This is a genomic window from Campylobacter sp. RM9331 (assembly GCF_020137685.1).
In the GTDB taxonomy this organism is placed as follows: Bacteria; Campylobacterota; Campylobacteria; order Campylobacterales; family Campylobacteraceae; genus Campylobacter_E.
Genome location: NZ_JACGBA010000006.1, coordinates 39,338 through 62,002 on the forward strand (window position 1 = coordinate 39,338; position 22,665 = coordinate 62,002).

The following is a 22,665-nucleotide window of genomic DNA, read 5'->3' on the forward strand; positions in this document are numbered from 1 at the left end:
CTTAAAAAAATAAAAGTTTAATTTTGCATTAAATAGCGTTTATTGTCAATATTTTTTATACCCTTTAAAGTGTCTAAATACTCAAGTAAAGCAATGGCATATTTTCTACTTAAGTCATATTCATTTTTAAGTTCTTGCACTCCTACACCTATTTTTAAAATAGGGCTTATGTTTTTTACAAATTCTTCAAGTGCTTGTGTGCTAATAAAATAATTATGAGCTAGTCTTTTTACCTTATTTTGAGAACATAATTTCTTCATAATATCATCACCACTTTTTCTATCTAAATTAAGCTCATCATAGATATTATAAGGAGCTTTTGGGGTTAGGCAATTTAATTCATCATATATTTTTTCTTCATTATTTTCTAATAATTTTTCTAATTTTTCGCCTTTTTTATAAAAAAGACCATTATTAAATTCTAAAAAATCTAAATCTTTTAAAGCCAAATCACACAAAAACTCATCAATTCCTAATGATTTTTCTAAGCTTTTTGCACTTTGTAATGAATAAGGGTTTTTAGTAAAAAGCTCTTTTATATTGTTTTTTGTATCTTCTAGGGCTTTTTTTGCATATACACAAGCACCATTTAAATCTACTATCTCGCCTACTTCTTGAGCGTATTCTAAGGCTTTTTGCGTGCTTAGATTAAATCTTTGCGGCGCACAAAAAAGCCCAAAACCTGAACTATGATTTTGATTTAATAAAGCAAAAGCACTTTTAAAATCTTTTTGTTCTAAAGCATTTAATAATTCAATCATTTTTGATTTTTTAAGTGGCTCTGTAAGTGGATTTAACACCACTCCACCAGCAACAGCACGAGCATTTTTTAAGATTATAAAAGGCTCATTAAAACTTAGAGCAATTGGTTTTTTTAATACAAATTTTGCAAATCTATCGTATTGTAAAAATTTCGCTTCAATTTGCTTATTGGCAGCACAAAACAATACATTTTCATCGTGCTTTAATTCACCTTCTAAAGTAGTATAAATCTCATTTGCACTTCTTAAATAACCCTTAGAATAAATGATATTTCCTACTTTTAAATTCCCTTTAAAGACAAAAGCAACCCTAGCAGGTGCTACTACACTTTCTACATTTTTATGCTGAACTTCAATTGATTTTATTTGAATATTTTCTAATTCATCGCTTAAATAAGTTTTGCATTCTAATTTGCCACTTTTTAAAATACCCGTTGCTACAAGACCAATGCCTTTTACATTAAATACTCTATCAACATTGATTTTTAAAGCAAAATCTTCATAATTTGGAACTTTTAAACTCAATAAATATTTTTTAAGCTCATCTATGCCTAATTTGTTTTTAGCACTTACTAAAAATACTCTAATAGGCGTAAAATCAAGTTGCTTTAAAATCTCTTGCTTTTTAGCATCAATATCTTGGCATAAATCAATTTTATTTAAAACTAAAATTATATTTTTTACACCCATAATTTTTAAGATAAAAATATGCTCTAAAGTCTGTGCTTTTAGCCCTTCGTTAATATCTACAACAAGCATTGCGTATTCACTTTGAATACCACCTATCATTGTCTTAACCAAGCTTTCATGACCTGGCACATCAACAAATGAGATATGCTCTAAGTGTGAAAAGCTCAAATCAATAGTAATCCCACGCTTTTGCTCTTCAGGTGTATTATCTCCATCAAAATCATTTAAAGCTTTAATTAATGAAGTTTTGCCGTGGTCAATATGACCTGCGGTTGAAATTATTAACATTTATAAAGTCCTTCCTTTCTCCATAGTGCGAAATTTTTTTCATATCCTATGCCGTAATCTTCGTAAAATTTAGGGCAATTAATAGCCATTTCTTGAGTTTTGTTTGGCTCATCGTGTGGATAAATATAGTATTTTTCTTTATCAGGATGATTATTGTCTAAATATGTCGGTATTTGTAAGGCTTCATTGTTATTTACAAATTCTAAGGCTTTATTGATTGCCTTATAAGATGAATTTGATTTTTTAGAATTAGCTAGAAAAACTACACATTGAGAAAGTGTAATCCTTGCTTCAGGTAAGCCAATGTCTTTACATATTTGCAAACACGAATTAGCCATTACTAAAGCATTTGGATTTGCATTGCCTACATCTTCACTAGCAAATATACAAAGCCTTCTAGCAATATATAAAATATCAATACCTGCATTTATCATTCTAGCAAGATATAAAATTGCTGCATTTACTTCACTTGCTCTTAAGCTTTTAATAAGGGCTGAAGTTAGTAAAAACTCATCTTCTTTATTACTAATATAATTTGGTCTTAGTGCTTTTAGCTTTTCTAGGCTGATATTTTTAAAAACATTTGCGTATCTTAAAAGATTTAGCATCGCTCTTGCATCGTTTGAGCTTGATTTGATTAAATAATCTTTTATTTCTGTGCTTAAATTAGGTTGAGCTTTTTCTAAAATCTCTTGTAATTCATCATAACTTAATGGCATAAACTCAAAAAACAATAACCTAGAGCATAAAGCCTTATTTAGTGAATACAAAGGATTATGAGTGCTTGCAGCTAAAAAATAAAAATTATTTTCTTCTAAAGGTTTTAATAACACATCTTGAACGCCTTTATTTAAACGATGAATTTCATCAATAAATACAACAGGCTTAAAAAGGCTATCTTTTTTAATAACTTTTCTAAGTTCTTCAACGCTAAAGCTAGCACCATCAAACTCATAAAAATTAGTTTTTAATTCTTTTGCTATAAATCTTGCAAAAGTGGTCTTGCCAACTCCGCTTGGACCATAGAAAACACTATGCGGAATTTCTTTTGCTTTTATAAACTCATCAAAAATTTCTCTTACTTTATCCTGCCCTACCATTACTATCCTTTAAGGGCATTGTAATGATTTATTTTAAAAACTTAGCAAAGCTTAAAGCAAAATTAATATATTTTCCAAATCCAAATTCTTTTAAAATAAACAATGATATTTCTTTTAAAATATCAGGTTTTACTTCTTTAACTTCTACTTCTTTTTTAGGCATAAATTTATTCACTAATTCACTTGCCTTGCTTACAATTACTTGAGTTTTTGTAGCTTTTCTAGGTTTTTTAAAAAGTGCAAAAATTGATTTTGCAATTCTTTTAATAAACGAAAACATTTTCCAACCTTTATTGATAATAATTTTACAAATTATAATTATTTTTGATTAATAAAGTGATATTATTTTTCATAATCTTTATTGAAATTATTTTTAAATTCATTTTTAACTTTAATTTACTAAAATAAGCGTTTTTTTAATTAAGGAAAGTATATGCAAAATAAACTAAAAGAATATGCAAAATTAGTTGGCAACACGCCTTTAGTTGAAGTTGAATATTTATATAAAAATAAAAAATCAAAAAGCTATTTTAAACTAGAATATTTTAATCCAAGTGGCTCTATTAAAGATAGAATGGCATTAGAAATTATGCAAAATGCTGTTAATAATAATGAATTTAAAGCTGGTATGAGTATAGCCGAAGCAACTAGTGGAAATACAGGTATAGCTTTTTCTGCTTTAGGTGCTTTTATAGGTGCTAGTGTTGAGATTTTTATGCCTTGCTGGATGAGTGAAGAGCGTAAGAAAATAATTAGAAGTTACGGAGCAAAATTAAGAGAAGTTAGTGCTTGCGAAGGTGGATTTAGTGGTAGCGTAAGACTTGCTGATGAGAGTGCAAAAAATGGCAATGTATTTTTACCTCATCAATTTGAAAACGAAAGCAATGTAAAAGCCCATGAAAAAACTGCAAATGAAATTCTAAACACTCTAAAAAAACACAATCTAAAACCAGATTGCTTTGTAGCAGGAGTTGGAACAGGTGGGACTATAATGGGGATTGGCAAGGTATTAAGACCACTTGGAGTAAAAATATGCCCATTAGAGCCTGAAGGCTGTGCTAGTATGAGTAATCCTGGAGAAAATTCAGAGCATAGAATTCAAGGCATAGGAGATGGTTTTGTGCCTGATATTGTAAAGCTAAATGAATTAGATGATATCATCATAGTAAATGATATAGATAGCGTTATAATGGCACAAAAACTAGCTAAAATCGGACTTGGAGTTGGAATTTCTAGTGGGGCTAATTTCTTAGGTTGTATTAAGGCTAAGGAGCTTTTTGGAGATTGCGTAAGCGTTAGCGTGTTTGCTGATGATAATAAAAAATATCTAAGCACTGATTTAATGCTAAATATGCAAGATGAAGAAAGATTTTTAAGCAATAAAATTGAATTAATCGGATTTAAAGTATTATAAGGAGAAGATATGAAAAAATTAATTTTACTAAGCATAATTTCAAGTATTGCAATGGCAGATTGCTCTTATAAAATCAACAAATTAGAGCGTGAATTAAGCTATGCAAAACAATATGGCAATTTTAATAGAGTTAGAGGTTTAGAAAACGCTTTAGCAAATGTAAGAGCACATTGTGGTGGCGGTAGTGTTTATAATAATGATTATTACACTAGAAAAAATGAGATTAAAGACACTATTGAAAGATTAGAAGATGAAGCTGAGCGTAAGATTGATAGGATTGAAGACAAGCTTGATGAATTAAATGATATGAAAAATAGTATGAGTAAAGACGAATACAAAAGAAGAAAAGCAGAATTAAAAGCTGAAAAAAATCGTATAAAAGACGAATATAAAAGACAAAAACAAGCTTTAAAAAACTCTTATAAATATTAAAAAAAGCCTAATTTTTTAGGCTTTAATTCTTCAATAATTGTTTAATCGCTAAAGATGACAATAAAAGCCCCATAGAAGCAGTCATTCCCATAAAAGACCCTAGCCCAACACACATTGGCTCTTCTTCGCTATAAGCCATTTTAAATTTACCCTTAAATCTGCGTTTTTTAAGCTCAAGTCTAACGGCTTTTGCTAAAGCACACATTTTAGTCTTATCCCAATTTGCAACCTTTAATTTTAAAGGGTCAATTCTTTTTGCAGCTCCACCACTGCTAATAAAACTAATGCCTTTTTCATAAGCAATTTCAGCTATATCGCATTTAGCTTTAACATCATCAATACAATCAATTATTAAATCAAATTCTTTATCTTTTAAAAACTCTAAAAAGCTTTCTTTAGTGATTAATAACTCATAGCAATTTGCCTTATAAAATTCAGCAAAAACGCTAGCCTTGCTAAGTCCAATATTTTCAGAATGTAATTGTCTATTTTGATTACTAGCTTCAAAATAATCCTTATCAATCCCACTTACATTAATACCAACTCTAGCAAGTGAGCTAAAGCACATACCACCAACTCCGCCAAGCCCACAAATTAGCACTTTTTTTGAACTCAATTTATCATAATTATCTTGAAATAATAATCTAGCTCTTGCAAATCTCTCACTCATTTTCTAACCATTTCTTTACTTTTTTTAATTCTTTTTTAGCCGTTAGATTTAGCTTAATTGGAGTAATACTTGCATAACCTTGTCTTACATAATCAATATCATCATCTTTTGCTTTTACCTTGCTTAAATCATACAAGCTATCTAGCCAATAATACTCTAATCCTCTAGGGTTTTTACATATTTTACTTGAGAATTCATATCTCATTTTACCCATTTTACAAACTTTATAACCTTTATAATCACTCTCACAACTTGGATAATTTACATTTAAAAATCTTCTTTTTTTAAGTGGATTAAGCTTAAGTAATTTTAAGATTAATTTAACAGCAAGTTTACTTGAACGCTTAAAATCTATATCTTTTTCATAAAGTTGAGAAAAAGCAATCGCATTCACTCCACAAAGCACACTCTCCATACAAGCAGCCGCCGTGCCTGAATAGGTTATATCTTCAGCTAAGTTTGCTCCATTATTAATCCCACTTACTACCAAATCAGGTAATTTATCCTTAAAAATAGTGCAAAATGCAAGATTTACGCAATCACTTGGAGTGCCGTCTTTTAAGGCATAATAATTTTTCTTAATTTTTACAAAACTTAGTGGATGATTTAGTGTAAGCGAATGCGCACAAGCACTCTTATTGCTCCAAGGAGCAACTACAAAAACCTCTAAATCTTTAATCTTTTTAAGCCTTTTTCTAAGCGCTAGAAGACCTGGCGCATCATACCCATCATCATTGGTTAATAATATTCTCATTTTTACCTTTTCATATCAAAATCTATAAATAATTTTATTTTTTTATCATTATTAAATAATTCTAATCTATATCTCATAGTGCTTAATAAACAAGTGCTTACCACAAACTCACTTACATAATCTCCGTTATCAAGTCTAATAAGCTCGGCATTTATAACACCCATATCCATATTAAGCCCATATAATTTAAGATTTAGATTATCGTATTTAGGTAAGCCTTTAATTATTAATTTAGTTTCTTCCATAAATCTTATCGGACGATTAATAATTTCAAAACTAATTTTTCTACCTTTGAAATCTTTTTCGCATATATCTTTATTAATAGAGCATTTAAGTGGAGTGTTTAAATAATTTTCATCAATTTTTTCATCATCACAAGCTATGAAAAATAAAGCTAAAAATATTAACACAACTCTCATTTTAAATTCCTTCTAATAGCAACCAAACTAAAGATTATTAGGATAATTACGCTAATTATTAGCCATAATGGGCTTTCAAAATTGCTCTTTTCTCCTGCGTAAGAATGCTTACCTACTAAATAATAATTCACTCCAAAATAAGTCATTAAAATAACGCCAAATCCCCACATACTAAGCAGTGCGTATAATAATTTTGATTTTAATTTTAAATGCACTAAAATTGCATATATTAATATGCTTATTAAAGACCAAGTCTCTTTGCTATCCCAGCCCCAGTATCTTCCCCAAGACTCATTAGCCCAAATTCCGCCTAAGAAATTCCCACAAATTAATAATAATAAGCCTAAATGATTTGCTAAATATATTTGAATATTTGCCTTATCGTAAGGTTTTTTAAATATTACGCACGATAAATAAGAAAAGCTAATTAAAGCACTTAAGCCAAAAAATCCATAAGAAGCAGCAATTAAGCTTACATGAATACTAAGATAAGGAGAATTTAAAACAGGCATTAGATTTGTAATTTGTGGATTAATATCATTAAGATGTGCTGTAAATAATGTAGCAACGCTAAATAATAAGCATAAGCTAAGTAATAGATTTTTTCTAAAAACAAGTCCAGCAAAAACGGAGCTTAAAGCAATATAAATTAAACTCTCATAAGTATTAGTAAGCGGAGTAAATCCTGCTACAAAACCCCTTAATCCAATAAGAATTAAATGGATTAAAAATAGTATTAAAGTAAGATAAAAAATAATTTTAGTATTTTTATTTATTACAAATAAAGAAAGTATAAAAAGCACTAAATAAGCAAAACACAAACTATAAAAAGCATCATATTTGCTTAAAAATATTTGAGTTTTAATCTGTGCTTGGCTAGGTAAAAAATCAAACTGATTTTGCAAGTTTTTAATCTTAGATAAAATCTCATTAGCCTTGCTATAATCATTAGTTTTTTTAGCAATTACTAAAGAGCTTAAATATTCATTAATTAGCTTTTGATTATCCAAGCTTATATTATTTGCAAATGGGCTTTGCAAGTGGTTTTCATCAGGAATTATCTTAAATAATTCTGCTGTAAAAATTAAATATAAAATATTCACACTCTCATCAACTCTAATCAAATCCTTATCATAATCATTAAAATTCGCTTCTCCTTTAGCATAGGTTTTTTTAATTTCATCTTTTAATTTATAGCTTGAACCATCGTAAAAATCACTAAATTTTGCTTGTTTTTCACAATTTAAAAATTCTCTTAATTTAGGATTTTTGACCCTAATTAATCTAGCTTCATTTACATAAGTAACATCAGTAATTAATCTAAATATTTCTTCACTTGCAGCGTTTTTATTAGGACAACCAATTTTATTGCATAGCTCTAGTGAAAAAGTATAAAATGGCAAAAATCTATCATTTAAATCTTGAATAATTAAAGAATTTAATTCATTTATATGAGAGTTAAAATCATTTGCTTTTAAATTTGGACTAAGAATTACTATAAAAACAACACTTAAAGCCTTAAAATATTTTCTAGTTTTTAGACTAAATAAATTTAAAAAACACCCAATAAACAATAAAGCATAGCCAATATAAGTAGGAGTTTTGCCTAAATCTTTATTAGCACTTAAAATCGTGCCTTTTAAATCTTCATCGTAAGAATGCTGAAAATACCTAATACCTTTATAATCAAGCACTTTATTCATAGCTATTTTTACATCTATTTTTTGATTATTATCTAAGATTAATAACTCACTTTCATAATCTTTTGCACTCTTGCTACCTGCATAAGTTATTAAATTAAATCGTTTTAGATAAATATCAAAATCAAGCTTTAAGCTCTCTTGCTTCCAAGAAATATCATAATCATTTATCTTAATATTATCGTTTAATGCAAGGATTAGTTGTTCTTTTGAAATTCCTGATTTAAATTCTACTCTAATCGCTTGTAAATTACCCCCACTCATACTAAGTGCGTCTTTTGAATGAACTAAATAATTTAAAGCCGAAAAAGAAAACTCATCTAGCAAATATATACCATCTTTTAATTTAAAATCACTACTTAAAATTTGATTTAAGAATTTCATTTCTTGATTAGTGTTTATATAAAACTCATTATCTTTTATATAAAAATTAACATAATTAGTACTTGTTTTATTAAAGCAAAAATCAATATTAGCAACACTAAGACATTCATTATAATTAATCTCAACATCACTATATCCACTATCAAAATTAAATCTTAATTTTAAATAACTAGGGTCGTTTAAATCATCACTTTTTACCTTAGTAATCCCTGCTTCATTGCTAAAATCAACAAACCTTAAACTTGCATTATCAAGTTTTATAATCTCATTTAAATTACTAGTTTTACTGATTTTATCATTATGTTTTAAGACTAATTCAGTTTTTGTGCTTTTTATCTCATTTGCTTTATTATCAACCCTTAAATGAATAATGCCTTCAAAACCAAAAAAATGAGTTAAAACAGCACCAATAAATATAAAAATAAAAGAAATGTGAATTAAAAATAATGAAATATTTTTATAAAGTTTGTATTTAAAAATCGCATAAATCACACTTAAAAACAATAAAACCATAATCAAGTGAAAATACCAAGCATTATAAACTAAACTCATAGCATAACTTGTGCCTTTTGCACTCTCAATAAATGTAGCAACCCCACAAAAAATAGCAAAAATTAGCATATAAGCTAAAGAAATCTTTAAATTTAAAAATTTATTTAAAAACATTATTATTAAAACTACTTTCTTTTAAAATCATTCTTAATTGATAAAATTTATTATCTAAACTTAAAGCTATATTTTATAATAAAAGCCTTAAAAAATAAGAAAATTAATTAAAATTATTTAATACATTTTTTCTCCTTTTTGAATTATTTAAATTATATTTTATTTTTTATATTTTTTTAAGAAATCTTTAAATGAAATTGGATTACACTTCATTGTTGTAATTTTAATTTTAAGGAGAAAGCTATGAAACGCTTGTTAGCACTAGGTAGTGCCTGTATTATGTTATATGCTAATAATATAACACCTCAAGCTGATGGTATCGAGCCTAGAACTCTTCACGATTATGTAAATCAAGAAACTGATTTTATAGAGTTCTTAAAAGACCGCCATCCTATGTTTAAATACGAAAAGGAAGGAAGATTAGTAGGAAAATATTCTATTTCTAATCGCCAAGAAGAATTCGTAGAATTCGGTGGGCATGGAAATTATGAAAAAGACACAGGTCGTTCTGCATCAATTACATATCGTCTAGGTATGGAAAGTATTTTAGATTATCCAAATAAATTCGTAGGGCCTAAAAAATGTGGTGAATGTCACCCTGCTCAATATGAAGCTTGGAATCGCTCACGCCACTCAAAAGTTATTCGTTTTCCTGATGAATTAGAAGAAGCTGGAGGAGACCCTAAAAAGCCTATGTATGGAAGCAGCGAAGCTACAATTTTACCAAAAGGTGTTGAAGCTGATGATGTATTTGTAATCGTAGGAACTCCTAGAACAAAATATGGTTTTATTGATAAATGGTTAGTTCGTGGAACTTATCACATTGAAGATGGAAAATTAGCTGATGGAACAGGTAAAATGGTTGCTGGAGGTAATCAATTCTCACGCCTTTGGGTTGAATCACTTACACCTGAAGTTGCGAAAAAAATCGCTGAATTCTCACCTGGCTTTCCTACAAAATTAGAAGATTTTGGCAAACAAACTTCAAGCGTTTGGGGAATAAACTCTTATGGTTCTACTTATAAAGAAAAAATGATGTTTCAACCTGCATCTGCATATTGTGAAGTATGCCATAGCTTTAAATTTGACTTTAAATCTAAAGAAGAATTCTTAGCAGCAATTGGAAATAAAGACGAGCTTAGAAAACACGCAATTTCTAAAGGAATTAGCTGTGAAGAATGTCACGGAGCTGGAGCTCACCTTTATGGAGCAAGGGGTGCTGGTATGCCAAGTAATTGCGAAAGATGTCATCAAAGATTTGCTTATGATAGCGAAGATGCGAAGATTGACCCAAGAAAGCCATTTAATAGCTACTTTAAATCAGCGTGTCCATCTTGTGGAACTGAAGGCTCACAAATGTATAATACTATGCATTATGATAAAGGTATGAGATGTTCAACTTGCCACGACCCACACGAAGTTACTGCAAATGATTGGAAAGACCCTTATACAAAAGTAGGACTTAAAAAAACTTGTAGTGATTGTCACGAAACTCAAGCTGAAATGTTTAAATACGGCGGAGCACACGCTAAAGATAATTGCACAGGCTGTCATATGCCAAATATGATGAGTTGTGAAAACTTTGCAAGCGTTCAAAACCCTGATAAAGGTGGATTTGACAATGTTCGTGCAAGTCATATATGGAAAATCTATGTAGATAAAGACGCAAAAACTCTAAACCCACCAGAAGGAAAACCAAGAGACCCGCAAACAACTAAAGGTTGGACAATTGCTAGAAAAGATGGAAAATTCTTTGTGGATTTAATGTGGAGTTGCGGAAGAACTAGCTGGAGTGATGTAAATCTAGTAGGACCTGGGGCAAGTGGATGCCATAGTGCTGTGCAATCAACTTTACCAAAAGAATTACACTTCACAGACCAAGAGCAAATCTATGATAAAGTTATGGAATGGCAATTACCTGTTAAAGAAGGCTTTAAAAAACTAGAACTTGCAATTCGCAAAATTGATAGAGAACAAGCAAAAATGGATAATCTAAGCACAAAAACTAAATCAGAAATTATCCTACTTACAAAAGAAGCAAGAGCAATTTATGAAAAAATTGAAAAAGATGGAAGCTGGGGCGTTCATGGTCCAAAATATGCTCTAAAACTAATAAATGAAGCATTAGTTTATGTAGCACAAGCTCAAGATTTATTAGATGGTAAGAAATAATAAAAGGTTAGGAAAAATCCTAACCTTAGTGAAAGGATAAAATATGTTGCTAAGACTTATTTTTGCCATCTTTTTAAGCTTTAACCTTTTTGCATCGGAAGGCGATTTTGCAGTAGTTGAAGGAGTAATTCCTATATCTATGGCTGATGTAGAAAAAGAATTAGGTAAAAAAGATGTATATATATTTGACGCAAATACAAAAGAAGAAAGAATAAAATACGGCTATTTAAAAGGCTCTATTTTTATTAATACACCTGAATGGGTAAGTTTATTACCTAGCAATAAAGACGCTAAGATTATTTTTTATTGCTTAAATAGAATGTGCTATGCAAGTAGCGATGCTGCATTAAAAGCACAAAGACTAGGATATACAAATGTTCGTGTAATGCTAGATGGAATTGAAAGCTGGATTCTTAGTGCAAGACCTATTGAAAAAGGCGGCATAAAACCACTTGTAAAAAGTCATGATATTAATAGTTGGCACGAAGGAAATGAAGTAAGTAGTTTTAAAGATGAATTACATAAGAATTTAAGATTTGGTAACCTTCCTGCTTGTAGAGATTGTCATGGTGCTAGTGGAATTATCAATGATTTAGCAAACGATAAAGACAATGTAAATGCAAACTGCACTAGTTGTCATAAAGAAGTTAAGGCTGAATTTAGCGGAAGTGTGCATGATAAATTCACAAATCCAAGAGAAAAATCTCCATCATGCTCAGATTGCCATAATGTGCATGATAAACAACAATTAACCTCTTTAGCTGTTAAAAAATTAAGCGATGTAAAATGTGGAAGTTGCCATGAAAAAGAGCAAAAACACTATCACGAAACTTTCCACGGAAAGGCTATGGTTTTAGCAAAAGATGGTGAAAGCAAAAAAATAGCTGCTTGTTTTGATTGTCACGGAGCTCATAATATTCATAAACCAAAAGACGAAAAATCAACTTTATATGGTGAAACTAGAATAAAAACTTGTGAAAAATGCCACGAAGGAGCTAATGATAACTTTAGTGATTTTATAGCTCATGCTGACCATACTGATAAAGAGAATTTCCCTTTACTTTATTGGGCTTATGTGTTTATGACAGGGCTTGTAATATCAGTATTTGCATTCTTTGGCTTACACACATTCTTGTGGAGTATGAAACTAATTTATATGAGTATTAAATATAAAGATGAGTGGCGTGCAGCAAAAGAAAAAATGCATAATGACAAGATAAATATTAAACGCTTTAGCACCTTGCATAGAATTCAGCATTTCTTTGTAGCTTCAAGCTTTTTAGGATTAAGTTTTTCTGGCTTACCGCAAAAATTCTATACCGCTCCTTGGGCTCAAACTATGATTGATTTAATGGGCGGAATTGTAATGGCTACTAAAATACACCATTTTAGTGCGTTTATTATGATTGCAGTATTCTTAAGCCACATTGCTGAAGTAGTTTATAATTCTTGGACTAAGCGTAATGCTATTCGTGATAATAATGGAAAGCTAAGCTTTAAATTATTCTTAGCAAAATTATTTGGACCTGATAGTTTAATGCCTAGAATGCAAGATTTAAGAGATGTTGTGGCTCATTTTAAATGGTTTATTGGAAAAGGCGAAAGACCTAAGTTTGATAGATTTACTTACTGGGAAAAATTTGATTATATAGCAGTATTTTGGGGTATGTTTATCATTGGCTTTAGTGGTTTAGTATTGTGGTTTCCGGTTGAATTTACGAAGATTTTACCTGGCTTTATGCTAAATCTTGCAACGCTTGTGCATTCTGATGAAGCACTTTTAGCTACAGGATTTATTTTTGCGGTGCATTTTTTCAATACTCACTTTAGAGCTGATAGGTTCCCTATGGATATGGTTATCTTTAGTGGAGAACTAACTGAAGAAGAGTTAAAGCACGATAGACCTGAATGGTATGCAAGGCTTAAAGCTAGTGGAAAATTAGACGAACTTAAAAATGAGAGCAATTCTTTTGCTAAGTATTTTTATTTTGCAAGAGTTGTTGGATTTTTAATGTTATTTACTGGACTAATTTTTCTGTTCTTAATAATTTATGCCTTTGCTGATATGTTGATAGGATAAGAGTATGAAAAATAAAGATGCTAATATGATTTTAAGTTTTACGGCATCAAGTTTAATTGCTGCAGCACTAATTCTTAGTGCTTGCGGCAATGAAGCTAAAGAGCCTGAAGCTGTGGTTAAAGACTTTGTGCTTTTATGTGAAGCTGGGAAAATGAATGATGCTGCTAAATTACTTGCTAGTAAAAATAATGTGGATTATTTTAAGAAGTTTCAAGATAAAGGTAAGGATATGATTTTTATAGATTATGATTATAAAGGTAATGATGATACTATAGAAATGAACTTTACTAAAAAGAACAAAAGTAGCGAAATAGCAATAGTTCAAGTAGATACAAACTACAAAATCCAGCAACATAAATTCAGTAAAGATGTGATTTTGCACAACGAAAATGGCGAGTGGAAAATCTATGAATACCCAAGCTTATATCCTGTAAAGGTCAAATAAGTCTAGTTAACTAGACTTATTTAAATTCTTTTTAATTGCTTTTAAAATTACTTGAAAAAATGAAAATATCAAAATAAAAATATCAAAAAAACAATCATTTATATTATCAATGCCTAAGATAAAAGATATTGCTAAAGATAGCAAAAATAAAATTGATAGAATTTGATTTAGCAAATACGAAATTATAAAAATTACAAAAATTATTAAATAATTTAAAAAACCATTTTCATAATAAATATCAAAAGCAATAATATTTAAAAATGATAGAAAAAATAAAAGATTGATAACAAAAATATAAACATAAGCCCTAAAATCAAGCAATTTGCCTTGATTAAAAATTATTAATAGCAAAATTAAAACACTAAAAATACTAAGATTAGAAAATATACTATAAGTATAATCATTCAAACTCAAACCATTAAATATAGATATATTTGTCAAAAAAATTATCGCTAAATATATAAAAATTTTCTTCTTAATTGTAAGTTTTTGAAAAATACTTGCAAAAATTGATAAATAAAGTAAAGTATAAATAAAGTGCATTTTTAATCCTTTTTGTTAAATAAAAATTGTTTGTATTGAATAAAATCACGATTATGTGTGTATGTAATATGAGCTTTATTATCGCTAATGAATACACTTGCGTAGCTCATTTCTTTACCTTTATCAATATCTAAAATCCTATGAAAATCATTATAATCTTTCATAATAGCAAGGCTTAAAGTATTTCTTGAACCATCTTTATCGCTATTAAAAAGCAAGAAAATATCATTATTTACTTTGAATAAATTAATAGAATTATCATAATTTTTTAGATTTGTTTTTGTTAAATCATTGCAGTTTAAAAGATTATCACAAGTCATAGTATAAAAATCATAATTAGCACTTTTACTAGACCTAAAAGCAAATAAAGCTAGTTTATCATTAATAGCAACAACACTTGGCTGAAATAAATCTTTAGCATTAGTGAGTTTTTTGATTTTTAAAAGTTCGCCTGAATTATTAAATACTAAAGCTAAGGGATATTTATTGGCTAATTCGTGATAAATTGGGAGTAAAAAGCCAAATTCTTTACCTAAATTAACATAAATAGCATTGGCTCTTACAAGATTACTAATATTTGCAAAAGGGCTTAAATGAAGGACTTTTTGGAATTTAAAATCAATAGTATCAATACTGCTAATATAATGATATATTTTGCTATTTGCCCAGCCGCCAAAACTAACTCCTACAACAAATAAATGGATTTTATTATCTGTTTTGACTAAGGTTGGATTTCCGATTTTTTTAATATATTCTTTGCTATCTTTCATAAGCTTTTCTCTAGTAATTAATGCAAAAGGCTCTAAATAATTTGTGCCTTGATAAATACTCGCATAAATTGCTACATCTTTTGCACCTTCTTTAGAGCCTGCAAAAAATACGCTAAGCAAATAATCATTATTAAGAGATATTGTGCTTGAAGAATGTGCTGATAATACACCTTGTTTCATTGGTATAGAAATGCTTTTTAGTTCTTGGATTGTTTGGGTTTTGTGGTTGGTTGGTTTGGTTAAATAAGTAAAATTTATATCTTTGTTATTTAATAAATACCCCCCCCCATAAAAATAAACTAAATAAAAATAATGTGAGTTTTTTCATCTTTGTCCTTTGTGGTTTTTTAAATCATAACTAATATTCATAAATTAATAATTTTGAAGTTTTATTTTTCTGAAATTAAATCATTGAACCATTCAATATTTTTTTGTATATCTACTTTTCCATTTGTTATTTTTGCAATTAATTCATAATTTTTAGTGTTATCATAAACCAAAATCTCATCACACAACGGCATAATTTTTAAAAGATTTTGCATACTTTCGTAATATCTTTTATCTATTAAATGTGGTTCTATATCATGTCCACCTTTACTAACTCGTATTTTTACACGCTCTTTTGCTGTTTGTGGGCTATCAAGCCCTACAAAGCGTAAATTTATTTTGTAATTATTCTCTTTTAATTCATCAAATAGATTTAATATAGATTTTCCACAAAGTGTAGTTTCTTGATTGAAATTAAGTTTATCATCTATATAAACTTTACGCATTGTTATAGCTATTCTTGAAGCACGAACTTGAGTTTGTCTATCTCTATAGTCTCCAATACTTTGAGCTATTTCATCTACATTTATACGATAGCCTAAATTTATTCCTTTTTCTAGTGTTAAAAAATATAAAGTGGTTTTTCCTGCACCATTTACACCAGCAAAAATAGTAACTATAGGTTGATTTATCATAAATTTTCCTTATATAGATTTTAAGTAATTATAATAAAAATTAAATAATTTTATTAATATAAAAAACTAAAAATATTTTATATTTATTTATATCTTTTTATAAATTTTTAAAAACAATTGCTAACCCAAATACTTAGAATTTAAAAAAAATCAAATTAAATTCCAAATCCAAAAAAATATCAAAAATAATAATTTATACCTATTTTAAATGTTTCGTTTTTGTGAAAATATTTTTGAAATTCAACAAAAATCGCAGTGTTTTTATAAATCTTAAAATAAGTTTTGATACTTAAAATATCTTCTAATAAGCCGTGCTTATAAAAATTCTTATGATAACTTAAACTAAGCTTATTTGCTTTATAAGATAGGCTTGTAATTATTTGATTATTAAAGCTCAAACCATCTTTATAAGCTCTAAAACCACTTAAAAATGATAATAAAAAATACTCATTAACAAAACTAATCCCGCCTAAAAGCTCCATATTTGCTAATTTATCATCTAATACATCATCATAAGCTAATTTAAACAAAAAACTTGGCTTATGATTTATATAGTTAAAATCACTTAAACTTGCAAGCCTTAGCAAGATTAGCTCATCTAATTTAGGCTTTTTATCATAATTAATAGTAGTGCTTAAAAATTCTATTCCAATACCTTTATCAAAACCCAAATCATCTTCATAAATATCGTGCAAGGCTGGTCTAATTGATAATAAAGCTTTCTTTTTTGTATCATAAGCAAATGATATTTTGCTAGGATAATTAGCATTAATTATGCTTTCTTTTGGAGTTTTTAAAGGAAGCTTTGCTATTTTGCTTTGAGATAAATTACTAGATATTTTATGAGTTATTTTTTTGTATTCATCTACACTAAGCTCATTTTTACTAGCATAATACTGACTAAGCTCGTTCGCTAAGGCTAAAATAGAATAATCATAATTTGGCTCAATTTTACCTAAAGCTATATTTTTTGCTAGATTTATCTCATCAAAACTCAAATCTTTTGCTTGATTTAAAATGGTATTTAACTTTGATGCTCTATAGTGATAATCACTAATTAGATTAATGTCGTTGATTTTTTGTATAGTATTGCTTGGGATTACGCTATAAATAAATTTATTTCTTAATTTAATATCAGGATTTGCATTCTCAAGTAACCACAAAATATTATAAGAACAATTTTTATCAAAAAACAAATAAACCGAACTACTATCCTTAATCTCCCATAAATGCAAAATCAGTCTATTTACTTCTTCTTCATTTAATTTTAAATCATACTCGTAAAGGTCTCTATTTTCGCTATCTTTGTATGTTTTTAACATATCATAATAAGGCTTTAAAGAGTACTTGCCAATGTATCCGCCAAACAAACCTTTAAAGGCAAACATTAAGCCATTTTCATCTTTTTCATCAACATCGGCAGCATAATTAATAGCGTAAGATAAAAGCCTTGAATTGTAATTAGAATTAATTAGCAAAAATGTATGCCCAAACATTGACGCTGGGGAATTTAAATAAGCAGCTGGAAAAACTATGCTAATTGATTTAGGGCTAATATATTCTAAGAAATTATTCAAATCAGAACAATTTAAATCCTGATTTTTAGTAAGTTTTAGAGATTTTTCTATGTATTTTGCCCTTAAAGGAAACTTGCAAATAAAGTGCAAATTATCATTATCGTTGCTAAAAGTTATAGCAGAATCTTTTTGATTTAACTCTTCTTTTTTGCCTAAATATATTTCTTTTTTTAAAAAATACATATATAAATTAAGCTCAAATTCTGATTTTAAATTCCTTTGATTTGAATAAAAAAATTCTTTATTAATTATCTCGCTTTTATTGTTTGTAAAGTGAAGGAGATTTTTCCATTCTATTGTGTTAAAAACTTGTTTTTGATTAGCTTGTTGAATAATTTCTAAAAACTCATCTTTAGAAATACTTAATTTAGAAAAATCAAGATTTAATAATTCATTATCTTGTGCCTTTGCAAAAATACAAAAGCACAATAAAAATAAAAACTTTTTCAATTATAAAGCAGAAGCTCTATCTAAAACTTGAGCACCTACAACATCGCTTGAATTGTAAATAGCTAAGTAATTTGCTCTTAAATTAGCTTTAAATAAATCAGCGTCTTTTACTTCTAAAAGTTCAGCTAAAGTATCTAAATGTTCGCCCATTCCTAAAGCAGCTTCATTTGATAAAGCGTCAAGATTTGCATTTACGAAATTAATTGCTTTTTCATTATGAACTAATCTTGTTTCTTGGCAATTTAGTGTTCCTGTAGTAATACCAAAAGTTTGATTACCTGAAGTTCCGTTTGTAGTAGCTTGTAAAGCATACATAATTGCTGAATCAGGGTTTTTAATAATTATAGTTCCAAGTCCGCAACCTGTTTGAGTATTTGCACCTGCAAATAAAGAAGTGCTAATCGCACCAACAACTACCAATGAAGAAAGTAATTTTCTCATTATAACTCCTTTTAAAGTATTAAAAACAAATTATAAAACTATATATTAACAATGAGTATGAATGGTGCGCCCGAAGGAATTCGAATCCCTGACCTTTTGAACCGCAATCAAATGCTCTATCCAGCTGAGCTACGAGCGCATAAAATAAGTTTTTGAAATAAAGTGGCGGACAGAGAGGGATTTGAACCCTCGAGCCCCGATTAAGAGCTGCACCCTTAGCAGGGGTGTGGTTTCAGCCACTCACCCATCTGTCCAATAAGTAAAACGCATATTATATATTTTAAAAATTAGATTTAGCTTAAATTATTCCAAAAGTTGTAATTTTTCATCACATAAATTTTTCCAATCACCACTTTTGCATTCTTTTAAAGTTTCTTTTGCTTTTTCAAATTCTTTATTTTTAATTAGCATACTAGCTTCTAAATATTTTGCATTGCTGTATTCTTCTTCGCTTAATTTTAATTTATATAAATCTATAAATATTTCTTTAGCTTCTTTTATATTATTTTTATTAATTAAAGCATTTAAAGTAATTAACTCTATCTTAGGACTATATAAATTAATACCTAAATAATTTTGTATATTAATTGCTTTTTTACCATAAGTAATAGCTGAAATATCAAGATTATTGTTTTTAAAGTAATTTAAAAATTCGTCATAAACCTCAACTAATCTTAATCCATTGCCGTATTTTTCAAGCTGTTTTAATGAAAAAATAGCATCATTGTATTTGTTTTGCTTAATTAATGATAATGATAAATAATAATATATCTCAAAATATTCTGGTTTTTTAATATTAAATCGTTTATTTAAAATAGATTTGATTATATTTTCCACATCTTTATACTGATTATTTAAATATAAAAGTTTTGCTTGTTTGATTTTATAAAACACCAAATCTTCATTTTCAAACTTAATTGCAAAATCTAAAGCTAATTTATTTTCTTTTTTTCTTTCTAAACACTCTAAATATTTCATTTTATTAATGACTTTTTCATCACTTATAAAATTATTATTTTTTATGTATCCTAAAACTTCATCGCAATCATCATCATCTAATGCAATATTTAATAAATTAATCAAACTACTATCATATAAAGAAATTAGCTCTTCATTTTCACTATCTTTTATTTTCTTTTCTAGTTTTAAAATCTTTTCATAATCTTGCTCTTTAAATAATAATTTTACTTCTTCATAAAGAGCTCTTTTTGATATGTTATTATCATATTTAGCCATTAAAAAATTATAATATTCGTGCAATTTAAAGCTATCTTGTTCATCTTTTTCAAAATATAAACTATCAATAGTTTCATCAATGATATTCATATATTCGCCATTTGGAAATAGCTTTTTATATTCATTTAAATATTCATCAGCCTTTTTATAATCATTATTTTTAGCTAAAGAAACACCTAAATTTTTTAACACTCTTTCATAATAAGGGTCTAATTTATTTGAATTTTTAAATAAAAACTCATAAATAGGAGCACTAATATCATACATTTTTTCCTTGAAAAAATCATCAGCTAAACCTAAGGTTTTATCCTTATCTTCTAATAAATATTGCTCATTTGCATTAAAGACTTTTAATACAAATTCCTTAGCTTCCTTTGCTTTATTATGACTAATATTGATTTTTGCTAAAGATATTGCAGCTTTACTAGCCAAAATCGCATCATCTGAACTAAATAAAATATTATTATAAATAATAGTAGCAGCATCTCTTTTGCCGTGAGATAGTAAAAAATCAGCATAGTTTAAACTTGCCAATTTTGTGTAATAAGAATTTGGATGCTCGTTATTTAAAATATCTATAAAATATTCAGCATCACTTCTTTGTTCTAATTTTAAATAAGTTTTTACCATCATTTGCAATATTTCAGTGTAATTCTCATCACTTGGAAAAACCCTTACATAATCTTTTGCACTTGAAATAATTTCTTCGCTTAAAGTGGTATTTTCATTTAGCAAATTAAACATAGCTCTAATTCTATACAAGTAAAACTCGCTTATAAAAATACTATTTTTATATTTTTCTAAAGACATATTGCATAAATCTAATAGCTCTTTATATTGCTTATTATCGTAATATTTTTTAATACTCAAATAAGAATTAATATCACTATTATCGCTAATATTTACAGGATTTTGGTCTAAATCAAGTCCTTCTATAAAAGGAGTTTGTAAATCAGGAAAAATCACATCAAAATCAAGTCCATTAGGACTTAACACTCCTTGAGTATATGGAAAAAATATAAAAGTAAAATTTTTAGAAACTTTTTTGCTAGATGCAAAAACCACATTAGTATCATATAATTTTTGCTCACTATCAACAATACTAACATTTGTTTTAGGGTAAATATATATATCTAAAGTATCTTTTGAATTTTTAAATTCTAATTTAAATAAGGTTAAATCTTGATTTGATAATAACCTTGATTTACCCTTCACACTACATTTAAAATAAGATTTTAAATTCTCATCTTGTAATTTATCACAAGTTATATCGGTATTGTTTTTAATATGTAAAACTGATATATTTTTATTTATTTCCTTGCCAGAGTTTATATATAGTTCAAAAGAATATAAATAAACGCAAAAGCAAAGAAATAATATTTTTTTCATTATTTAATATAATCTAATCCAACGCTTGCAACAAAAGAAGCAATAATTGCTAAAATTAAAACTATTTTTTGAGCGTTATTAAAATATAAAAATCCTATTTCTTTATCTGCAAAAATTGCTTTTATAAATCTTAAATAAGCAAATAGCATAATAATTGAGCTAAATGCCATACAAATTGCTGCATAAATATTAACATTTAAAGCTATATTAATTACACCAACCTTAGCAAAAAATACGCCAAATGGTGGCAATGCCGCAAGATTTAACAATAATACAACAATACAAATTCCTAATAAAGGATATTTCTTAAACACCCCTTTTAAATTCTCATAATTTGTGTCTTTAAACGCACCTAAAAACATAAATAATGCGATATTTACAAATGCAAATGTTAAAAAATAATATAAAAACATTTGGCTTGATAAATGAAAAAATGCAAGGGTTGAATAAGCAAACGATGAATGTGAAACAGAGCTATATACTAACATTGATTTTGCATTATCTTGCTTTAATGACATAACACTAGCAAAAAGCATAGAAGCACAAGCAATAATTAAAATAATCTCACTTACATTGAAGAAATTTTCAAATGAAATCATAAATCTATATGCAAATACCATCATAGCTATTTTTGGAACTATTGAAATAAATCCAGCTAAACTTGAATCAGCCTTTAAATACACATCTTTAAGCCACATATGAAGCGGTGCTACTGATAATTTAAATAATATTGTAATTCCTATCATAACAAAGGCTAAAATACTAGCCGTGCTAATTGTAGCTAATGAGTTTAGTTCTAAACTTGCACTATCAAAATAATACATTGCAGAACCCATAGCAAAAAATGCTGAGCCTAGCATTCCGTAATTAAAGTATTTAATAGCACCTTCAATTGCTTTTTTCTTAAACGCTATTAAGCTATAAAGTGCTAAAGAAGAGCCTTCAAGAGTTATAAAAGCTACTATTAAATTATTAGTGCTTACCATAAAATTTAAACAAGCTATCATCATTAAAAATAATGCAAAAAACTCACCTTCATCAGCTCTTTTATTAGCAAGTAGAAAATAAATAGCTGATAGATTGATTAATATACTTGAATATTTTGCTAAATTATCAAATATAAATAAATCAAAAAAACTCTCATCATAAGGGCAATTAAATTGGCAAATAATAGCAATTATTAAAGCCACAATACTAAGCCCTTTTAAAGCTTTTAAATCAAATTTATAAAATAAATTAGCAACCAATATAAAACAAGCAAAAACTATCAAAGCAAGTTCAGGTAAAATAAGTAATACATTTAAATCAAGTTGCATTCTATC

19 protein-coding genes and 2 tRNA genes are annotated in these 22,665 nt (G+C 27.9%); 5 read left to right on the plus strand and 16 right to left on the minus strand.

The features are described 5' to 3' along the window. Positions 1–17 precede the first annotated feature (17 nt). The 3 genes from selB to AVBRAN9331_RS03990 are packed head-to-tail and all read right to left on the minus strand — an operon-like array spanning position 18 to position 3,119. On the minus strand, positions 18–1,739 hold the full coding sequence (gene selB, locus AVBRAN9331_RS03980) for a selenocysteine-specific translation elongation factor (RefSeq protein WP_336612440.1): 1,722 nt from the start codon (positions 1,737–1,739) through the stop codon (positions 18–20). Beyond that, positions 1,733–2,839, minus strand: a complete 1,107-nt coding sequence (locus AVBRAN9331_RS03985) for an AAA family ATPase (protein ID WP_336612441.1) — start codon at positions 2,837–2,839, stop codon at positions 1,733–1,735. Before AVBRAN9331_RS03985 ends, selB begins: the two co-directional genes overlap by 7 nt. A gap of 28 nt (positions 2,840–2,867) precedes the next feature. Then, positions 2,868–3,119 carry a hypothetical protein gene (locus AVBRAN9331_RS03990; RefSeq protein ID WP_336607162.1) on the minus strand — a complete coding sequence of 84 codons (252 nt, stop codon included), beginning with the start codon at positions 3,117–3,119 and terminating at the stop codon, positions 2,868–2,870. A 153-nt stretch (positions 3,120–3,272) separates the two neighbouring features. Here AVBRAN9331_RS03990 and AVBRAN9331_RS03995 point away from each other — a divergent pair, with 153 nt between their 5' ends. Together AVBRAN9331_RS03995 and AVBRAN9331_RS04000 are read left to right on the plus strand one after the other, a co-directional pair. Next, positions 3,273–4,253, plus strand: a complete 981-nt coding sequence (locus AVBRAN9331_RS03995; protein ID WP_214149664.1) for a PLP-dependent cysteine synthase family protein — start codon at positions 3,273–3,275, stop codon at positions 4,251–4,253. 9 nt (positions 4,254–4,262) lie between these two features. Continuing rightward, the gene (locus AVBRAN9331_RS04000; protein WP_214117459.1) at positions 4,263–4,685 is read left to right on the plus strand and encodes a DUF1090 family protein; all 423 of its coding nucleotides are present in this window, start codon (positions 4,263–4,265) and stop codon (positions 4,683–4,685) included. Positions 4,686–4,707: 22 nt separating this feature from the next. Here AVBRAN9331_RS04000 and AVBRAN9331_RS04005 read toward each other — a convergent pair whose 3' ends face one another. Genes AVBRAN9331_RS04005 through ccsA form a run of 4 tightly spaced genes read right to left on the minus strand, consistent with a single transcriptional unit; the run spans position 4,708 to position 9,278 of the window. Further along, the gene (locus AVBRAN9331_RS04005) at positions 4,708–5,355 is read right to left on the minus strand and encodes a tRNA threonylcarbamoyladenosine dehydratase (protein WP_214117460.1); all 648 of its coding nucleotides are present in this window, start codon (positions 5,353–5,355) and stop codon (positions 4,708–4,710) included. Then, positions 5,348–6,109, minus strand: a complete 762-nt coding sequence (gene surE, locus AVBRAN9331_RS04010; RefSeq protein WP_214117461.1) for a 5'/3'-nucleotidase SurE — start codon at positions 6,107–6,109, stop codon at positions 5,348–5,350. Before surE ends, AVBRAN9331_RS04005 begins: the two co-directional genes overlap by 8 nt. A gap of 2 nt (positions 6,110–6,111) precedes the next feature. Beyond that, positions 6,112–6,528 (minus strand): hypothetical protein, encoded by a 417-nt coding sequence (locus tag AVBRAN9331_RS04015; protein WP_214119757.1) that lies wholly within the window; start codon positions 6,526–6,528, stop codon positions 6,112–6,114. After that, positions 6,525–9,278 carry a cytochrome c biogenesis protein gene (ccsA, locus tag AVBRAN9331_RS04020; protein ID WP_336612442.1) on the minus strand — a complete coding sequence of 918 codons (2,754 nt, stop codon included), beginning with the start codon at positions 9,276–9,278 and terminating at the stop codon, positions 6,525–6,527. Before ccsA ends, AVBRAN9331_RS04015 begins: the two co-directional genes overlap by 4 nt. A gap of 243 nt (positions 9,279–9,521) precedes the next feature. On the opposite strand from ccsA, the gene AVBRAN9331_RS04025 reads away from it, so the two are divergent. From AVBRAN9331_RS04025 to AVBRAN9331_RS04035, 3 genes are read left to right on the plus strand one after another with little or no spacing between them, the layout of a single operon-like run. Beyond that, positions 9,522–11,450, plus strand: coding sequence for a multiheme c-type cytochrome (locus AVBRAN9331_RS04025; protein ID WP_442862275.1), 1,929 nt, complete (start codon positions 9,522–9,524; stop codon positions 11,448–11,450). 43 nt (positions 11,451–11,493) lie between these two features. Then, a complete protein-coding gene (locus tag AVBRAN9331_RS04030) occupies positions 11,494–13,530 on the plus strand; it encodes a rhodanese-like domain-containing protein (protein WP_336612443.1) in 2,037 nt (678 codons plus the stop codon). Positions 13,531–13,534: 4 nt separating this feature from the next. Next, positions 13,535–13,975 (plus strand): DUF4878 domain-containing protein, encoded by a 441-nt coding sequence (locus tag AVBRAN9331_RS04035; RefSeq protein ID WP_214119754.1) that lies wholly within the window; start codon positions 13,535–13,537, stop codon positions 13,973–13,975. A 6-nt stretch (positions 13,976–13,981) separates the two neighbouring features. On the opposite strand, the gene AVBRAN9331_RS04040 is transcribed toward AVBRAN9331_RS04035, so the two are convergent. The 9 genes from AVBRAN9331_RS04040 to AVBRAN9331_RS04080 all read right to left on the minus strand — a co-directional run bounded on the left by AVBRAN9331_RS04040 (position 13,982) and on the right by AVBRAN9331_RS04080 (position 22,659). After that, on the minus strand, positions 13,982–14,518 hold the full coding sequence (locus AVBRAN9331_RS04040) for a hypothetical protein (RefSeq protein ID WP_239803324.1): 537 nt from the start codon (positions 14,516–14,518) through the stop codon (positions 13,982–13,984). Between the two features lie 2 nt (positions 14,519–14,520). Further along, positions 14,521–15,468 (minus strand): sialidase family protein, encoded by a 948-nt coding sequence (locus AVBRAN9331_RS04045; protein ID WP_336609445.1) that lies wholly within the window; start codon positions 15,466–15,468, stop codon positions 14,521–14,523. A gap of 209 nt (positions 15,469–15,677) precedes the next feature. Continuing rightward, on the minus strand, positions 15,678–16,250 hold the full coding sequence (locus tag AVBRAN9331_RS04050; RefSeq protein ID WP_336612444.1) for a zeta toxin family protein: 573 nt from the start codon (positions 16,248–16,250) through the stop codon (positions 15,678–15,680). Between the two features lie 179 nt (positions 16,251–16,429). Continuing rightward, positions 16,430–18,277, minus strand: a complete 1,848-nt coding sequence (locus tag AVBRAN9331_RS04055; RefSeq protein ID WP_336612445.1) for an Lnb N-terminal periplasmic domain-containing protein — start codon at positions 18,275–18,277, stop codon at positions 16,430–16,432. Continuing rightward, positions 18,278–18,718 (minus strand): DUF3015 family protein, encoded by a 441-nt coding sequence (locus AVBRAN9331_RS04060; RefSeq protein ID WP_214117471.1) that lies wholly within the window; start codon positions 18,716–18,718, stop codon positions 18,278–18,280. Between the two features lie 62 nt (positions 18,719–18,780). Beyond that, positions 18,781–18,857 (minus strand) — tRNA-Arg (locus AVBRAN9331_RS04065). A 24-nt stretch (positions 18,858–18,881) separates the two neighbouring features. Continuing rightward, positions 18,882–18,972, minus strand: a tRNA-Ser gene (locus AVBRAN9331_RS04070). A 49-nt stretch (positions 18,973–19,021) separates the two neighbouring features. Continuing rightward, the gene (locus AVBRAN9331_RS04075; protein WP_336612446.1) at positions 19,022–21,343 is read right to left on the minus strand and encodes a tetratricopeptide repeat protein; all 2,322 of its coding nucleotides are present in this window, start codon (positions 21,341–21,343) and stop codon (positions 19,022–19,024) included. Then, positions 21,343–22,659, minus strand: a complete 1,317-nt coding sequence (locus AVBRAN9331_RS04080; RefSeq protein WP_336612447.1) for an NADH-quinone oxidoreductase subunit N — start codon at positions 22,657–22,659, stop codon at positions 21,343–21,345. The genes AVBRAN9331_RS04075 and AVBRAN9331_RS04080 overlap by 1 nt, the downstream gene beginning before the upstream one ends. Positions 22,660–22,665 lie beyond the last annotated feature (6 nt).

Bases quoted from the DNA above. Each gene is read 5' to 3' on its own strand.
- AVBRAN9331_RS03985 (WP_336612441.1), bottom strand. From the start codon at position 2,839: ATGGTAGGGCAGGATAAAGTAAGAGAAATTTTTGATGAGTTTATAAAA.
- AVBRAN9331_RS04035 (WP_214119754.1), top strand. From the start codon at position 13,535: ATGAAAAATAAAGATGCTAATATGATTTTAAGTTTTACGGCATCAAGT.
- AVBRAN9331_RS04045 (WP_336609445.1), bottom strand. From the start codon at position 15,468: ATGAAACAAGGTGTATTATCAGCACATTCTTCAAGCACAATATCTCTT.
- surE (WP_214117461.1), bottom strand. From the start codon at position 6,109: ATGAGAATATTATTAACCAATGATGATGGGTATGATGCGCCAGGTCTT.
- selB (WP_336612440.1), bottom strand. From the start codon at position 1,739: ATGTTAATAATTTCAACCGCAGGTCATATTGACCACGGCAAAACTTCA.
- AVBRAN9331_RS04025 (WP_442862275.1), top strand. From the start codon at position 9,522: ATGAAACGCTTGTTAGCACTAGGTAGTGCCTGTATTATGTTATATGCT.
- AVBRAN9331_RS04060 (WP_214117471.1), bottom strand. From the start codon at position 18,718: ATGAGAAAATTACTTTCTTCATTGGTAGTTGTTGGTGCGATTAGCACT.
- AVBRAN9331_RS04050 (WP_336612444.1), bottom strand. From the start codon at position 16,250: ATGATAAATCAACCTATAGTTACTATTTTTGCTGGTGTAAATGGTGCA.
- AVBRAN9331_RS04040 (WP_239803324.1), bottom strand. From the start codon at position 14,518: ATGCACTTTATTTATACTTTACTTTATTTATCAATTTTTGCAAGTATT.
- AVBRAN9331_RS04005 (WP_214117460.1), bottom strand. From the start codon at position 5,355: ATGAGTGAGAGATTTGCAAGAGCTAGATTATTATTTCAAGATAATTAT.
- AVBRAN9331_RS04030 (WP_336612443.1), top strand. From the start codon at position 11,494: ATGTTGCTAAGACTTATTTTTGCCATCTTTTTAAGCTTTAACCTTTTT.
- AVBRAN9331_RS03995 (WP_214149664.1), top strand. From the start codon at position 3,273: ATGCAAAATAAACTAAAAGAATATGCAAAATTAGTTGGCAACACGCCT.
- AVBRAN9331_RS04080 (WP_336612447.1), bottom strand. From the start codon at position 22,659: ATGCAACTTGATTTAAATGTATTACTTATTTTACCTGAACTTGCTTTG.
- AVBRAN9331_RS04075 (WP_336612446.1), bottom strand. From the start codon at position 21,343: ATGAAAAAAATATTATTTCTTTGCTTTTGCGTTTATTTATATTCTTTT.
- AVBRAN9331_RS04000 (WP_214117459.1), top strand. From the start codon at position 4,263: ATGAAAAAATTAATTTTACTAAGCATAATTTCAAGTATTGCAATGGCA.
- ccsA (WP_336612442.1), bottom strand. From the start codon at position 9,278: ATGTTTTTAAATAAATTTTTAAATTTAAAGATTTCTTTAGCTTATATG.
- AVBRAN9331_RS03990 (WP_336607162.1), bottom strand. From the start codon at position 3,119: ATGTTTTCGTTTATTAAAAGAATTGCAAAATCAATTTTTGCACTTTTT.
- AVBRAN9331_RS04015 (WP_214119757.1), bottom strand. From the start codon at position 6,528: ATGAGAGTTGTGTTAATATTTTTAGCTTTATTTTTCATAGCTTGTGAT.